This window comes from Yersinia kristensenii, from assembly GCF_900460525.1.
Lineage (GTDB): Bacteria > Pseudomonadota > Gammaproteobacteria > Enterobacterales > Enterobacteriaceae > Yersinia > Yersinia kristensenii.
The window spans coordinates 928,584-943,784 of record NZ_UHIY01000001.1; the positions used below are offsets into that span (position 1 = coordinate 928,584).

The following is a 15,201-nucleotide window of genomic DNA, read 5'->3' on the forward strand; positions in this document are numbered from 1 at the left end:
AAATCATTATGAGCAACTCAATATATGAACAATATCTACAGGCTAAAGCCGATAATCCAGGCAAATATGCGCGCGATTTAGCCACTCTATTGGATATTTCAGAAGCGGAACTGACCCACAGCCGAGTCGGGCATGATGCCAAACGGCTGAAAGCGGATGCTCGTACCCTGCTGGCTGCATTGGCAGCGGTCGGTGAAGTCAAAGCTATCACCCGCAATACCTATGCCGTGCATGAACAAATGGGCCGTTATGAGAATCAACATCTGAATGGTCACGCCGGTTTGATCCTCAACCCGCGCAATTTGGATTTGCGTCTGTTCCTCAATCAATGGGCCAGCGCATTCACACTGACCGAAGAAACTCGCCACGGAGTGCGCCATAGTATCCAGTTCTTCGACCATCAAGGCGATGCTCTGCATAAAGTGTATGTCACTGAACAGACTGACATCCCTGCTTGGGAAGCGCTACTGGCGCAGTTTATCACCACCGAAAACCCAGAGTTGCAGCTAGAGCCACTGAATACCCCTGAAGTCAGTGAACCCACGGCCACTGATGAGACTGTTGATGCTGAATGGCGCGCAATGACTGACGTGCATCAGTTCTTCCAGCTACTCAAGCGCAATAACCTGACCCGCCAACAAGCATTCCGCGCTGTGGGTGATGACTTAGCTTATCGGGTTGATAACAGCTCACTGACACAGCTGTTGAATACGGCTCAACAAGAACAGAACGAAATTATGATTTTCGTGGGTAATCGTGGTTGTGTACAAATATTCACCGGTATGATTGAGAAGGTCACCCCGCATCAAAATTGGATTAATGTTTTCAACCAGCGTTTCACACTGCATCTGATCGAAACCGCTATTGCTGAAAGCTGGATTACCCGCAAGCCAACAAAAGACGGTTTTGTCACCAGTTTAGAGCTATTTGCTGTAGATGGCACCCAACTTGCGCAACTTTATGGCCAACGCACTGAAGGGCAGCCAGAACAAACCCAATGGCGTGAGCAGATTGCTCGCCTAAATCATAAGGACATTGCCGCATGAGACTAAGGTTACTGTCACTCCCTTTCATTCTGTCACTGAGCGCCTGTTTTCTGCCGTTAAAATCTTTCGCCGCAGAACGTATCGTCACCATTGGCGGTGATGTCACAGAAATCGCCTATGCACTGGGTGCCGGCGACGAGATTGTGGCCCGTGACAGTACCAGTCTACAGCCCAAGGCAGTGCAAAAGCTTCCTGATGTCGGTTACATGCGTATGCTCAATGCCGAAGGGATTTTGGCGATGAAACCGACCATGCTGCTGGTCAGCGAATTAGCGCAGCCCTCGCTAGCGCTGAAGCAAGTCGCGGAGAGTGGCGTTAACGTCGTCACTATCCCTGGTCAGATTACGCCAGAAAGTGTCGCGGCAAAGATTAGCGCAGTTGCCACTGCGCTTCATCAACCAGAACAAGGGCAAAAACTGATTAAAGACTATCGGCAACGTTTGGCAGCTGTGAGCAATACACCGCTGCCGGTCAAAGTACTGTTTGTCATGAGCCATGGCGGCTTAACGCCGATGGCCGCAGGGCAAAATACCGCAGCGGATGCGATGATCCGGGCTGCCGGTGGTAACAATGCAATGCAAGGTTTCAGCCGCTATCGCCCACTGTCACAAGAGGGTGTCATTGCGAGTGCGCCGGATTTATTGCTAGTCACCAGTGACGGCGTAAGGGCGCTGGGCGGCCACGAGAACATCTGGAAACTGCCGGGTATCGCCTTGACACCTGCCGGTAAAAATAAGCGCCTGTTAGTGGTTGATGATATGGCGTTACTGGGCTTTGGGCTGGCAACCCCACAAGTGCTGGCGCAACTGCGCAAGGGCATGGAACAAGCGCAATGAATTGCCGTATCCACCCGCGCCTGATGTTAAGCATCTTGTTGATGGTTTTGATTATCCTAGCGCTCGGTTCGGCCAATATGGGGGCTTTGACACTCTCGTTTCGCACCTTATGGCACGCCTCGCTAGATGATGCCATGTGGCACATTTGGCTGAATATCCGCCTGCCCCGCGTACTATTGGCCGTGGTGGTCGGCTGTGCACTGGCAGTCTCTGGCGCTATCATGCAAGGGTTATTCCGCAACCCACTGGCAGACCCCGGTTTGTTGGGTATCAGCAGCGGTGCGGCCCTGTGTGTCGGGTTGATTATTGTTATGCCATTCAGCCTGCCACCACTGTTAGCACTTTACAGTCATATGGTCGGCGCATTTATTGGCAGTCTGGCTATTTCTGCCGTTATTTTCACCCTCAGCCGCTGGGGGCATGGCAACTTATCGCGCTTGCTATTGGCCGGTATCGCGATCAATGCGCTGTGTGGTGCGGCGGTCGGCGTGCTGACTTATATCAGTGATGACCAGCAATTACGTCAATTTTCCCTCTGGAGCATGGGCAGTTTGGGTCAAGCGCAATGGTCGACACTAATGGTAGCCACATCATTGATCCTGCCCGCCTGTGTGCTCGGTTTGTTGCAGGCGCGCCAGTTGAACCTGTTGCAGCTAGGGGATGAAGAAGCGCACTACCTCGGTGTCAATGTGCGGCAAGCCAAATTACGCTTGTTGTTACTCAGCGCCATTTTGATTGGTGCCGCCGTTGCCGTCAGTGGCGTGATTGGTTTTATCGGGTTGGTGGTGCCGCATCTCATTCGCATGCGTATCGGGGCTGACCACCGCTGGTTACTCCCCGGCTCCGCACTGGGTGGGGCTTGCTTGTTACTCACCGCCGATACTCTGGCCCGGACTTTGGTCGCACCGGCTGAAATGCCGGTCGGGTTGATAACCAGCCTACTGGGTGGCCCTTATTTTCTGTGGCTGATTTTACGTCAGCGGGAGCAACGCAGTGGTTGATACAGCGCTATTAGAAGCGAATCAGCTTTCCTATCATGTTCAGGGGCAAAAGCTGATTAATAATGTTTCACTACACATTGCCAGCGGTGAAATGGTGGCGATTATCGGGCCAAACGGTGCGGGGAAATCCACCTTGCTGCGCTTATTAACCGGCTACCTCGCGCCATCTGAGGGCCGGTGTCAGTTGCTGGGGAAAAACCTCAATAGCTGGCAGCCCCAAGCATTGGCTCGCGCCCGAGCGGTGATGCGCCAATACAGTGATTTGGCCTTTCCATTCAGTGTCAGTGAAGTCATTCAAATGGGCCGCGCACCTTATGGCGCGGCACACCATCACCAGGCGCTGCAAGAAGTAATGGCGCAAACAGACTGTCTGGCACTGGCGCAGCGGGATTACCGCGCACTGTCCGGTGGCGAGCAACAGCGGGTACAACTTGCTCGTGTGCTGGCGCAATTGTGGCAACCGGAGCCAGCCCCGCGGTGGTTATTTCTCGATGAACCAACCTCAGCATTAGATTTGTATCATCAACAACATACTCTGCGCCTATTGCGCCAACTCACCCAGCAAGAACCTTTGGCGGTGTGCTGTGTGCTGCATGATTTGAATCTGGCGGCCCTGTATGCCGATCGTATTTTATTGTTAGCGCAGGGCGAACTTGTTGCCTGTGGCACGCCAGAGGAAGTGCTTAATGCCGAAACACTGACCCGCTGGTATCAAGCCGATTTGGGGATTTCACGCCATCCGGAAAGCGCCCTGCCACAGATCTATTTGCGTCAGTAACAGCCAGCCTAAGGCTGGTTTTGCTTTTCAGCTACCTTAGGCTCATCCTCCGCCAACAATTCATAAATCGCCGTGCCAACTTTTTGCACCGCGCGTTCAATTTCTACCGTCATCGGCTTGCTGTAACTCAGCCGCAAGCAATTACGGTATTTCCCCGAGGCTGAACTGATAAATCCAACCGCAATCTGCACACCTTGTGGTAATAAGCAGCGATTAAGTCGCAAGCTATCAAACCCATACGGCAATTCAACCCACAACATAAAGCTGCCTTGCGGTCGGCTCAAACAAGTATTCGGCGGAAAATATTTCATCACCCAACTGGTCATAATATCGCGATTGCGTTGATATTGGCGGCGCATTCGGCGCAAATGCTGCATGTAATGGCCTTGTTTGATAAATTCAGCCATTGCCAACTGCGGTAATGTGGCAACCCGCCCGGCCGAAATATATTTCATGTGCAGCGCTTTATCTAAATAGCGGCCCGGCGCAATCCAGCCGATACGCAAACCCGGTGCTACTGTTTTTGAGAAGGAACTGCACAGCAATACTCGCCCGTCATCATCAAATGAGGCAATAGTCGGTGGCCGTGGATATTGATAAGCCAGTGCGCCATATACGTCATCTTCAATAATCGCGACGTCATAGCGCTGGGCCAGTGTCAGTAATGCTTTTTTGCGCTCATCGGGCATATTGTAGCCCAGCGGATCATTACAGGTTGGAGTGAGCTGAATCGCTTTGATCGGCCATTGATCCAAGGCCATTTCCAGTGCCTCCAGACTGATCCCTACCACCGGATCGGTTGGGATCTCAATCACTTTCATTCCCATCCCTTTCAGGGTTTGCATGGCACCATGAAAACTGGGGGAATCCACCGCCACAATGTCACCGGACTGGCAAACCGCCCCTAACGCAATCGCCAGCGCACCATGGCATCCAGAGGTAATAATGATATTTTCAGCCGATTGATGATTACCACTGTCGAGCATCAGGCGAGCTATCTGCTCACGTAATACCGGCGTGCCGTAAATATTATCGTAATCCAACACCTCTTCACTTTGATGGAGGCTCACTCGACTTAATAATCGGCTGAGAATTTTAAGCCCCGGGCCAGAGATGTCGGGCGAGCCTACCCCCAGATGCATAATGTTTTCTTGCTTGCCTCGTTGCAAAAATGCCAGTGTATTTTCCCACTGTGATATCTCAACCGGCCGCTGTGCATGGGTGCAGGTCGCGGGTAAAGAGGGCAGATTTGAGCTGCAACGCACGAAATAACCCGACTTCGCCCGCGCCTCAATCAACAGGCACTCTTCCAGTTGCCGATACGCTTGCTGTACGGTGCTAATGCTCACTCCATGCTCATCACTCAAAACCCTGACCGAAGGGAGGCGCTCACCGGCGACATAGAGCCCTTCTTTAATCCGTTGACTAAGAATATCAGCCAATTGTTGGTAACGAGTCATTGGTATCACCTGATAAATGAGTAATTTCTCTAAATAATTCGAGTTGCAGGAAGGCGGCAACTGAGCGAGTCCCCAAGAGCTTACACAAGTAAGTGACTGGGGTGAACGAAGGCAGCCAACATACATGCAGCTTGAAGTATGACGAGTAAAGCAGTACAGATGGCATGAAATCACACCATTCAGTTGATATATCGCATATCTGTATGGAAATAATAGTCCTAATTTGCATCTGTAATGTTTTGCGCCAAAGTTTCATGCTAGTGACTCACCTACTGACGGGGAGTCAATAATGAATAATATAATTGAAGATCAAATAGATGAATGCTGCTCGTCAATGACACGAGCCACAAAAAATCGCCCTAATATTTTTATTCGGCTATGGTTGCAAGCATACAGATATGTGCATCAATGGAATGAACAGCGCAAAACGGCCAATACTCTCGGGCGGTTGAATTCCGATCAATTAAAAGATATTGGCCTGAGCCGAGAGGATATCAAGCGAGATTACAGCCGCCCGTTTTGGCGCTGAGAAAAGATAATGTCATCATTAGCCCGCAGAGATTGCGGGCTTTATGATGAATATATTGAGTTAGTTAGAAGTCATAGCCCACTGTCGCTTGTACTGAGCGCTCTGCGCCCCAGTAGCAATAGGAAGTGTTGTAACAGGCGGCGACGTATTTTTTGTCTGCGATATTATTCACATTCAATTGAACAAACGCGCCTTTCAATGATGTTGCCCATGTCCCTAAATCCGCACGAACCGAGGCGTCGCCCAGTGTATAGGAAGGGACGCGCAAGGTATTGGCATCATCGGCCCACTGTTTGCCAATATAACGGATCCCCGCCCCCACATTAATACCATAACCCGCTTCATACTGCGCCCACAGTGATGCCATATTAGACGGCGCTAATACTGGCGTATGACCATCATTACCATCAATGGCATCTTTGAATTTCACTCGATTATAGGTATAGCCCGCAATCACACTCAACCGGTCATTAATCCGGCTTCTGGCTTCCAGCTCCAGCCCCTGTGAATTCACTTTACCGGCGGGCACATAATAAGTGGCCGGTACTGCGCGGTTTGCCACATCATTTTGGGTCAGGTCATATAAGGCGGCGGAATAGAGTGAAGAGCTGCCCGGCGGCTGATATTTAATCCCCACTTCATACTGCTCGCTGGTCATCGGTTTCAACAGTTTTTGCTGTGCATCCGGGAACAAACTTGGCGTGATAGCTTGGCTGTAACTAACATACGGAGAAATACCACTATCAAAACCATACAGCAATGAGGCGCGCCCGCTGGCGTGATTATCTGTGCGCTCATCAGTGCTGTTGGCGGTTTTATCAATATTCTCCGTCTTCATCCGATCATAACGGCCGGACAGATTCAGATGCCAATTATCCAATGTCATTTCATCTTGCAGATAAACCCCACTCTGCTCATAGCGGCGATTTAAATAGGATGAATTGATACCGGGAGTGGTCAACAAGTCATCACGATACAAGGTACTGCCGCCAGAAACGCCCGTGTAAGGGTTCAATGTGGTGGCATAAGCACTGTCACTGCGCAAATTATTGCGGAATTTCTGGAAATCCAGCCCCAGCATTACCTTGTGTTCCACTGCCGCCGTGGCGAAATCCGCGGTCAGTTGGTTATCTACCGCAAATGCATTGAGTGATGACTCTTCACCAGAGTAATAACGGTTCATCAGAGTACGGTCGCTATTCCAGCCCCCTTGATAAACCTGCTCTAACTGACTATTAGAATGGGTATAGCTGGCGTTTTGGTGGAAAGACCAAACATTATCAAATTTGTGTGAAAATTCAGAGCTATAGATTTGCTGCCAGCGCTTAAACACGTTGTGGTTACTTTCGCCATCGAAGAAGCCACGGCTTAATTTCTGCCCATAAATGCTGCCATCTGCTGGCACCGCACTGTGATAGCCACCGGAAGGGTCTTTTTGCAAATTGGCGCGCAGTAACAATGAAGTATTTTCATCTGGCTGCCACAATAATGACGGCGCGATTGCATAGCGCTCTTCGCGCTGATGGTCATACATGGTGTCACTGTTGCGGGTGATCCCGGTCAGGCGAAACGCCCAATGCTCGGATATCGCATCGGTATAATCAAATGCCGCGACTTGGGTATTGTTATTACCCCCCGTCAGGCGGAAATGACCTTCCGAGGTAAATTGCGGGCGCTTGGAGGTCATCATCACCACACCGCCGGGGATACTCTGGCCATATAATGCGGAAGAGGGGCCTTTGATAACATCAACGCGCTCAAGGAACCATGGGTCGATCTGCAACACGTTAAAACTGCCGCCATCACTGAGTAAACGCAGGCCATCGAGGAAGGTATTGTTCACATCGCCGCCATGGAAACCCCGCAAGGCAATAGTGTCATAGCGGGTGGCTCCACCGGAAAAACCGGTGAAAACACCTGGGGTATAATTCAGCGCTTGGTTCAGTGTAGCAACGTTTTGATCATCCATTTGTTGGCGAGTAACCACTGAGACCGCTTGTGCAGTCAGAATTAACGGCTGATCGGTTTTAGTTGCCCCTTTGGTGGTTTTTGCGGTATAGCCCAAAGTAGGCAAATCGGCTTCATGGCCGGCTTTGGCTGTCACTTCTATCGTATCGTCAGCGATGACGGCCAATGGAATAAACAGTGCCAGTGAACATAAAATAGCAGAGCGCTTTATGGTAAAAGCCGAGAACATAGTTATCTTCCCCAGATAAAATAGATGGTTATTTATCAGCATCCTTTGCTATTTTCGCCCGGCAAATACCCTAACCTGCGCGCCACATATTGTGGGTCCATAAGTGCAGCGCACAATTTATTAAATGAGAGTGTTAATTACAATGATAATTATTATCTTTAACAGTTAATTTAGGGGAGTAATTATAAGAGTAAGATTATTCAGTAATTCGTAAGGTGTGCCACAATGATTGTCAGGCAGGCACCACTGCACTAATCAATGGGTTCATTGTGACATACACTTTCGGGCTGACCGGTTTTATGAAAAAGAATGGGTACTTTGTTTTACATCGCTATTATCCCCTACTCTGTCTGTTGCTCATGCTTTTTTGCGCGTCACTTATCGCGATTTCAACTACAGGTACGGCCTTTGCAGCGACAACATCAGACACGACAACTGAAAGCAGTGAGGAACCGGTAAAACCGGCGATATCGGTTCAATTAATTAGCTTGCAAAAACAGTTAGATAAACTCAAACAGAGTGTGTCAAACAGTACATCAGACAATCAGTTAAGTACGCTGAATGAAACAGCATTAACACTGGTCAGGGATGTCGACATTCTGCTGGCCGATTTGAAACCCAAACGGGAACAACTACAGGCACAGTTGGATGTTTTAGGCCCGCCGCCCGCCGCAGGGACACTGGCTGAAACCCCGATAGTCGCTCAACAACGCCGCGCGTTAAATACCCGTAAAGTCCAATTAGAGGGCCAGAATGATCAAGCTCAGGCCATCAAAGCTAACGCGGAGAACCTGGCAATACAGATTATCTCGTTACGGCGAACGGCACTGAAATCACAAATTGCCTTAAATTCTGGCAGCATCTTGGGAGCTAAATTTTGGGCGCCCATCGTCAATCCCAATCCCGATGATGACCAGCGGTTGAAAGGTTTTGTGCAAGAACTGGCGGATGCCTGGCATGCCGCTTGGGAGCCAGAATGGCGCGCGGGCACGGCAATGTACCTGTTACTGACTCTGTTGATCGGCGCATTTGGCTTTAAGCTCCTCGACAAACTGACCGCCTGGTTTTGTGCTAAGTGCCTGCCCCAAGGCCCATTACGCCGTAGCTTTATGGCCTCAGCCACCACTTTATACACGGTGCTGATTACCGTCACCATGGCGCAATGCATCACCCAGACATTCACTCGCACACCGGATGCATCACCGCTAGTAATGAATTTTGCACTGGCATTTGTTCAGCTTATGTTTTTCTCCGCGTTGGTCGCGGGTCTTGGCCGTGCGTTTTTATCCATCCAGCGCCCCTCATGGCGGCTACCCGCCATTGCTGATGAAGTGGCCGCGTCTCTCAAACTGTTTCCTCCGCTGCTAGCCAGTTGCATCATGATTTTTGGTGCGATTGATCAGATGAATAACATGATCAATATCAGCGTATCGGGGACAATTTTTGGCAATGGTATTTCAGCTCTCTTGGTGGCTCTGACTGCCGCGATTATTCCATTACGCGCCAACCGGATACGCCGCCAACTGATGGTCAATGGCGAAAAACCTGAAGCTTATTCCACCTTGGCCGGGTTAATTCACCTGGCCATCGGCATTACTGCAATAGCCATATTATTGTCATTGTTAGTGGGATATATCGCGCTAGCGAAATTCTTGAGTTACAAACTGGTATGGGTTTGCCTGGTACTGGCCTGTGTGTATTTGCTGACTCATCTTTGTGTTGATTTAGCTGAAAGTCTCTTTTCCCCCACCAGCAGTGCCGGTAAAGCCATTAAGCAGTCACTCAATATTGATGACCGCCATTTGGCGCAAGCGGCAACATTATTATCAGCCACCAGCAAAGTGACGCTGATATTACTGGCTATTATCGCGCTGTTTAATGGCACTTTTGGCTCGACAACCCCGGTTTCACTGCTGCAAAAGACCATGGAACTCTTGGGTGGCGAGGGGCTGGAAAAACTCAATATTGTGCCAACCAATTTGCTTAATGCGGCTATTTGTCTGCTGGTCGGATTATATGTGCTCAAGGCGGCACAACGTTGGCTCAGTAATGAATTCCTACCGAAAACTCAGATGGACTCCGGGATAAAAACCTCGGCAGTCACCCTGTTCAGTAATATCGGTTATGTGCTGGTGATCCTGATGACTTTATCAGTGCTCGGTATTCAGTGGAATAAATTAGCCTGGATTGTCAGTGCATTATCTGTGGGTATCGGTTTTGGCTTGCAGGAAATTGTGAAGAACTTTATTTCCGGCATTATTTTGCTCACCGAGCGGCCAGTCAAGGTCGGGGATTTAATCAGTATTAGTGGGGTTGAGGGGGATATTCGCCGCATCAATGTTCGCGCCACAGAAATCCAGCTCAGTGACCGCTCGACAGTTATCGTGCCCAATTCTCAATTAATTTCGCAGAATGTGCGTAATGCCACTATGGCGAATGCGCAAGGGGTGGTGACCATTGCCCTGACATTCCCGCTGGATTTAGATATTGAACTGGCGCAAGCGCTGTTGATAGAAGCTTACGAAGAACACGAATCCATACTCGATACCCCAGCCCCATCAGTAAAATTTAGCCAGTTAAGTCCAGATGGCATTGTGCTCAGTGTCACCGGGTTAGTCCCCAGCCCACGAATGGTCAGTAACACCAAAAGTGAGTTGTTATTCAGCATATTAAAGCGGCTTCGGGCCGCAGGGGTATCTCTGGCGGTGGCAGTGCCGATCAGACCCTTGCCTATAGCGAATTAACAGGATAATTAATAAAGACTGGGCCATAAGAAATATCAATACGATAAAACTTATGGCCCCTTAATGACTTATTTCGCCGGACTGAGACTAAATACTTTCGGATTGCGCCCTAACCATTGAGCAGCTAAAGCATTGACCTGCTCAAGCGTGACCGCTTTCACTTGCTGTTCCTCTTGGGCCAGCAAAGCAAAATTGCCATCATCACTGGCCACCTGCGCCAGTGCATCAGTCCAATAACTGGCACTGTTACGGCTGCTATCCTGTTCAATCCACCAGGCTTTTTTGGCTTTATCCAACTCTGATTGCGTGACGCCCTCAGCCGCTATTTGCTGTAACACCTTTTGCGCCATTTGCGTCATTTCCTGCGCGCGTTCTGGGGCGGAGGTAAAGTTGAGCCGCGCCAAATAATAAGGCTGCGGCAGTTTTGCCAATAGCTGCGAAAAGCCCAACGTATAGATACCGCTAGCTTGTTCGCGCATGTCATAACGCAGCCGTAATGTGACAATTTTATCCAATAATTGCAGCGCCAGTTGATTCGGCTGCGACCAGTTGGCATCCGCCGAGAACTGCATACTGACCATGGTTTTCGGGCTACTGGCTAGCGGGTAATCCTGGCTCATCGCCTGATTCAGCGGTTTTATTGCTAAATCGCGCCAATGCAAACGCTGTTCGCTACGCGGCAAGCCGCCCAGCCATGTCTCTACCAGAGGTTGTAAGCGCTTTTCATCCAGCGCACCACTGAGGGTTACGGTCATATCTTGGGGGGCAGAAAAGAGCTGGCGGTGGCGCTGTTCAAGACCCGCCACAGTAAAATCACGCCACGGGCCGGTGGCCGTCACTAACAACCGATCGCCATGCTGATAACCGGCTTGGGTAATGCTGTCGAGGAAGCGGCGCTCCACCGGCTGTTTCTCTAACCCCAGCGCAAATGACTGTTTTTGTTGCGCCAGTTTCTCCGCCGAGAACTGCGGCGCGGTGATTTTCAAATACAATAATTGCAGCAGCGGCTCAAGTTTGTCTGCCGGTGCCGACCCGCGCAACCCGTGGAACAGCATCTCGTCATAAGGGGCGATGGTCACTTCTGTTTGCTTACCTAGCTGGGCCAACTGGTGTGGAGTGTATTGGCTGTAACCGCTAACTTGTGGCAGCCGCATCGCCCAATTGACTTCACCCACGCTATTATCATCTTCTAGCGAGCGCCCACCGGGGATGCGCAGCGAGAGTTGCACATCATCTTTCAAGCGGTTATTGGCTTTAACAATCACCCGAACGCCATTGCTCAATGTCCAGAGTTGGGTGTCAGGGATGGGTAAAGTCTGGCGCTGTACAATTTTGCCCGCAGCCGGTGGGGTGACGGTCAAGGTGACCGGCTTCGGTTTCAGGGTAAACGGCCCCGGCGTGCTTTGGCGGATACTGTTCCACATCGCCGCCAATTGCTGATTATCCACCAGCGATTTATCACTATCCGGGCCAATCAGTGCCAGTCGAGCTGAACCTTCCTGCAATAATTCAGCCACTTGAGCTTGAACATGCTCTGGGCCGATGGCCTCAAGCCAGGTTTTGGTCATCGCGAATTGCTGCTGTTTATTCAGCATCGGCAGATCAAACTCAATGGCGGTGGTAAGATTATCCGCCAGATAATCATGCTGATAGCGGCTTTCACTGGCGGCCTGCTGGCTCAGTTTAGTGAGGATTTGCTGACGAGCCGCATTCAGTTCCACGTCACTGACCGGCGCAGTGGCCATCCGTTGTAACTCGGTGAATAACTGGCGCAGTGTCCCGTTATAGTCACTGCCTTGCGGGCGGGCAATCATCAAATGTTGAATCCGGCGGTTGTCCAGCAGGGCACCTTGTTGATTGATACTCGCCACCGATAACAGGCCGTTATCCACCAACAATGAGAGCCGCTGATTAAAAATGGTCAGCCACAGGGTATCAAGCAGGTCGCGCCATTGCCCATTCGCACTGTCTAAAGGTGCCGCCAGGTCGCGCTGTAGCGCCAGTTGAATAATGCGCGTGCCCTGTTCAGCATCAAATACCGTGCTGAGCATCAACCCCGGTTGCGGAGCAAATTTTGCCCAGTTGGCACCATCTTGCGCCGAGTGCTTCGGGGCGGGAATAGCAAATAACCCCTTGATCTGCTGACGTAAATCACCCGCATTAAACTTACCGACCACCACCAATGCCATGCGCTGCGGTTGATACCATTGCTGATAATAATTCACGGCCTCACTCACCGGAGCTTGCCGCACCACATCCAACAACCCAATAGGATCGCGCTCTACATAGCGGCTACCTTGATAGCGCAAGCGCTCCAAAGCTTGATTGATGCGGAACCCGACCCCTTGACGCAAGCGCCACTCTTCCACAATCACCTGGCGCTCTTTATCAAAGGCGGCGGGTTCAAAACTGATGCCCTGCGCCCAATCCGATAAAATGTGCAGCCCCAAAGTCAGCTGTTTGGCATCGGCATTCGGCAGTGACAATTTGTAGGTGGTGGCATTGAGACTGGTCACCGCGTTGACATGGCTACCCAACGTAATCCCCTGTTTTTCCAGCGATTTAAAGCTGCTGGTGCCGGGGAAGTTGCGGGTACCTTTGAACGCCATATGCTCGACAAAATGCGCTAGCCCGCGCTGTTGTTCACTCTCTTGCACTGACCCACTGTTCACCAGCAAACGAAGTTCTACCCCGGGTTGATCACGCGGCAGCAGGTAAATCTGCATGCCATTGTCCAGAGTGAAATGCTGGAGGTCAGCGCGCACCGGCAGTTTTTGCTCCTCGGCAGAAACCGGCAAAACACTCCCCAAAAACAAGCAAACGAGTAATGTTCGCACTAGTCGGTTAAGCATGGCGTAGCAACTCCTTGAATAGCATCGGATAAATCATCGAGGTGATATTGATGGTCGGCAATCTCAGCCAGGAATGTTTGGTGGCTGACCAGCAACACCGCACTGTGTGGCAATTGCTGTCTGAGCAACTGTAATAAGTGGCGAGCACTGGCAGCATCCAGCGCAGCAGTGGTTTCATCCAGTAAAATCAACCGCGGTTGGTTCAGTAACAGGCGGGCGAACATCAGCCGTTGCTGTTCCCCCCCCGACAAGCGCTGCTGCCAATCAGTTGACAGCGCCAACTGATAATTCAGTTGTGGTAAGCCCACTTGCAGCAGAACCTGCTGGAATTGCGCTTCACTGAAATCACCGCGCTGTGCCGGATAAGCCAATAAATCGTCCAGCCGTTCGTGGGGCAGATAGAGGCGCTGGGGCAACCAACTCACACTGTCACTGCGCTGAACGCGGCCCTGATAATGTGGCCAATGGCCGCTCAAGGTGCGCAGCAAGGTGGATTTGCCGATTCCCGACCGCCCTTGGATCAGGGTCAAACTGCCCGCCGCCGCATTGAGGGTGATGTTGCTCAGTAGCATCGCGCCCTCCGCAGTATAGAGATCCAGCGCGGCGCGCAGTGGTAAGTCGTCGTCCGGCGCGCTGTCAACCGGGCTGGTGGGCTCGGCATCCAGCAACACCACAAAGTTATACAAACGGGTGACTGTGGCCTGCCAGGCGGCAATCTCGCGATAGGAGAAAATAAACCAGCCCAGCGCCCCGGCAACTTGGGCAAAAGATTGGCGAATTTGCATCAGCCCGCCGAGCAACAACTCACCGGCCAAAAATTTCGGCAGCGCAAAGAAAATCGGGGCCAGCGCACTGAGTTGCTGGTAACCCACAGTGAAGAATGAGAGGTTTTTTTCATAGCGGATAAGCTTATACCAGTTATCGGCCACCGCGCGGAAACGCTGCAATAATGCCCCGCGCTCATGGCGTTCACCCCGCTGACCGGCAATGGCGTCACTGGCTTCGCGCCGAGCAATCAATCCACTGCGGTAATCGGCCTCACGCCGCTGACGATCCATATTCAACTGGCGCAGCGGATAGCCAATCCAATGGGTCAGGGTGATGCCAATCAAGGTGTACCCAATACACACCCAGAACATATAACCGGGCAGAGTGAAACTGTGCTGCGCCAGTGAGAAGCTAATACTGCCGGAGAGTTGCCACAAAATGGCGGCGAACGAAATCAGGGTGAGCAGCGAATGCAGGAAGGTAATGAGCAAGCGCAAGCTGGACTCAATCAGTAACCGGACATCCTCAGCAATACGCTGGTCGGGGTTATCCGGCACCAGTGCATTGATTTTTAACGCATAATGCTGGCCTTTGTGAGACAACCAGCGCGCTAAAATATGTTCGGTCATGCCGATACGCCAGCGCATTATTAATCTCTGTTTGAGGTAGTCGGCAAAAACCACCACCAAAATCAACGCGCTGACCAACAGAATAAAATGTTGCAATAACTGGTACAGCGCCTGGCTATTGAGTTGCTGTAACGCGTTGTAAAAACTGCCATTCCATTGGTTAAGTTGCACATTAAACCAAACAGAAGAAAGGCTGAGTGCCAACACCACCAGCAGCAACAGCCAGGCCAGCAGTGCTGAGCGGATGCCCCAGAAGGGTCTGGCAAGGTAATAGAATTGTCTCAGTGTTTTCATAAGTTGCTTTTATCAATAAACGGCAAGCAAAGGTTCTGAAGATTCAGAACAAAAAGTATCGGGCCGC

At 50.9% G+C, this 15,201-nt stretch carries 10 protein-coding genes; 6 read left to right on the forward strand and 4 right to left on the reverse strand.

Annotated elements, in window-relative coordinates:
* Positions 1–8: 8 nt before the first annotated feature.
* From DX162_RS04315 to DX162_RS04330, 4 genes are read left to right on the forward strand one after another with little or no spacing between them, the layout of a single operon-like run.
* Complete coding sequence (locus tag DX162_RS04315; RefSeq protein WP_004391805.1) at positions 9–1,046, forward strand: hemin-degrading factor; 1,038 nt, start codon at positions 9–11, stop codon at positions 1,044–1,046.
* The gene (locus tag DX162_RS04320; protein WP_032820418.1) at positions 1,043–1,882 is read left to right on the forward strand and encodes a heme/hemin ABC transporter substrate-binding protein; all 840 of its coding nucleotides are present in this window, start codon (positions 1,043–1,045) and stop codon (positions 1,880–1,882) included. Before DX162_RS04315 ends, DX162_RS04320 begins: the two co-directional genes overlap by 4 nt.
* Positions 1,879–2,883: a FecCD family ABC transporter permease gene (locus tag DX162_RS04325; RefSeq protein ID WP_032820417.1), complete on the forward strand. Its 1,005-nt coding sequence runs from the start codon at positions 1,879–1,881 to the stop codon at positions 2,881–2,883. Before DX162_RS04320 ends, DX162_RS04325 begins: the two co-directional genes overlap by 4 nt.
* Complete coding sequence (locus DX162_RS04330) at positions 2,876–3,661, forward strand: heme ABC transporter ATP-binding protein (protein ID WP_032820416.1); 786 nt, start codon at positions 2,876–2,878, stop codon at positions 3,659–3,661. Before DX162_RS04325 ends, DX162_RS04330 begins: the two co-directional genes overlap by 8 nt.
* A gap of 8 nt (positions 3,662–3,669) precedes the next feature.
* On the opposite strand, the gene DX162_RS04335 is transcribed toward DX162_RS04330, so the two are convergent.
* On the reverse strand, positions 3,670–5,121 hold the full coding sequence (locus DX162_RS04335; protein WP_032820415.1) for an aminotransferase-like domain-containing protein: 1,452 nt from the start codon (positions 5,119–5,121) through the stop codon (positions 3,670–3,672).
* 289 nt (positions 5,122–5,410) lie between these two features.
* Between DX162_RS04335 and DX162_RS04345 the strand changes: the two genes are divergently transcribed.
* Positions 5,411–5,650, forward strand: a complete 240-nt coding sequence (locus DX162_RS04345; RefSeq protein ID WP_004391800.1) for a DUF1127 domain-containing protein — start codon at positions 5,411–5,413, stop codon at positions 5,648–5,650.
* Positions 5,651–5,714: 64 nt separating this feature from the next.
* Here the strand turns inward: DX162_RS04345 and DX162_RS04350 are convergent, their stop codons facing one another.
* Positions 5,715–7,847, reverse strand: coding sequence for a TonB-dependent siderophore receptor (locus DX162_RS04350; protein WP_032820413.1), 2,133 nt, complete (start codon positions 7,845–7,847; stop codon positions 5,715–5,717).
* A 269-nt stretch (positions 7,848–8,116) separates the two neighbouring features.
* Between DX162_RS04350 and DX162_RS04355 the strand changes: the two genes are divergently transcribed.
* Positions 8,117–10,591: a DUF3772 domain-containing protein gene (locus DX162_RS04355; protein WP_169311120.1), complete on the forward strand. Its 2,475-nt coding sequence runs from the start codon at positions 8,117–8,119 to the stop codon at positions 10,589–10,591.
* 68 nt (positions 10,592–10,659) lie between these two features.
* Here DX162_RS04355 and DX162_RS04360 read toward each other — a convergent pair whose 3' ends face one another.
* On the reverse strand, positions 10,660–13,443 hold the full coding sequence (locus DX162_RS04360) for a M16 family metallopeptidase (protein WP_032820412.1): 2,784 nt from the start codon (positions 13,441–13,443) through the stop codon (positions 10,660–10,662).
* Entirely contained in the window at positions 13,428–15,134 is a 1,707-nt protein-coding gene (locus DX162_RS04365) for an ABC transporter ATP-binding protein/permease (RefSeq protein ID WP_004391794.1), read from the reverse strand. Before DX162_RS04365 ends, DX162_RS04360 begins: the two co-directional genes overlap by 16 nt.
* Between the last annotated feature and the right edge of the window lie 67 nt (positions 15,135–15,201).

Coding starts and splice junctions, on each gene's coding strand:
- DX162_RS04315 (WP_004391805.1), top strand. CDS start 9: ATGAGCAACTCAATATATGAACAATATCTACAGGCTAAAGCCGATAAT.
- DX162_RS04320 (WP_032820418.1), top strand. CDS start 1,043: ATGAGACTAAGGTTACTGTCACTCCCTTTCATTCTGTCACTGAGCGCC.
- DX162_RS04325 (WP_032820417.1), top strand. CDS start 1,879: ATGAATTGCCGTATCCACCCGCGCCTGATGTTAAGCATCTTGTTGATG.
- DX162_RS04335 (WP_032820415.1), bottom strand. CDS start 5,121: ATGACTCGTTACCAACAATTGGCTGATATTCTTAGTCAACGGATTAAA.
- DX162_RS04345 (WP_004391800.1), top strand. CDS start 5,411: ATGAATAATATAATTGAAGATCAAATAGATGAATGCTGCTCGTCAATG.
- DX162_RS04350 (WP_032820413.1), bottom strand. CDS start 7,847: ATGTTCTCGGCTTTTACCATAAAGCGCTCTGCTATTTTATGTTCACTG.
- DX162_RS04360 (WP_032820412.1), bottom strand. CDS start 13,443: ATGCTTAACCGACTAGTGCGAACATTACTCGTTTGCTTGTTTTTGGGG.
- DX162_RS04365 (WP_004391794.1), bottom strand. CDS start 15,134: ATGAAAACACTGAGACAATTCTATTACCTTGCCAGACCCTTCTGGGGC.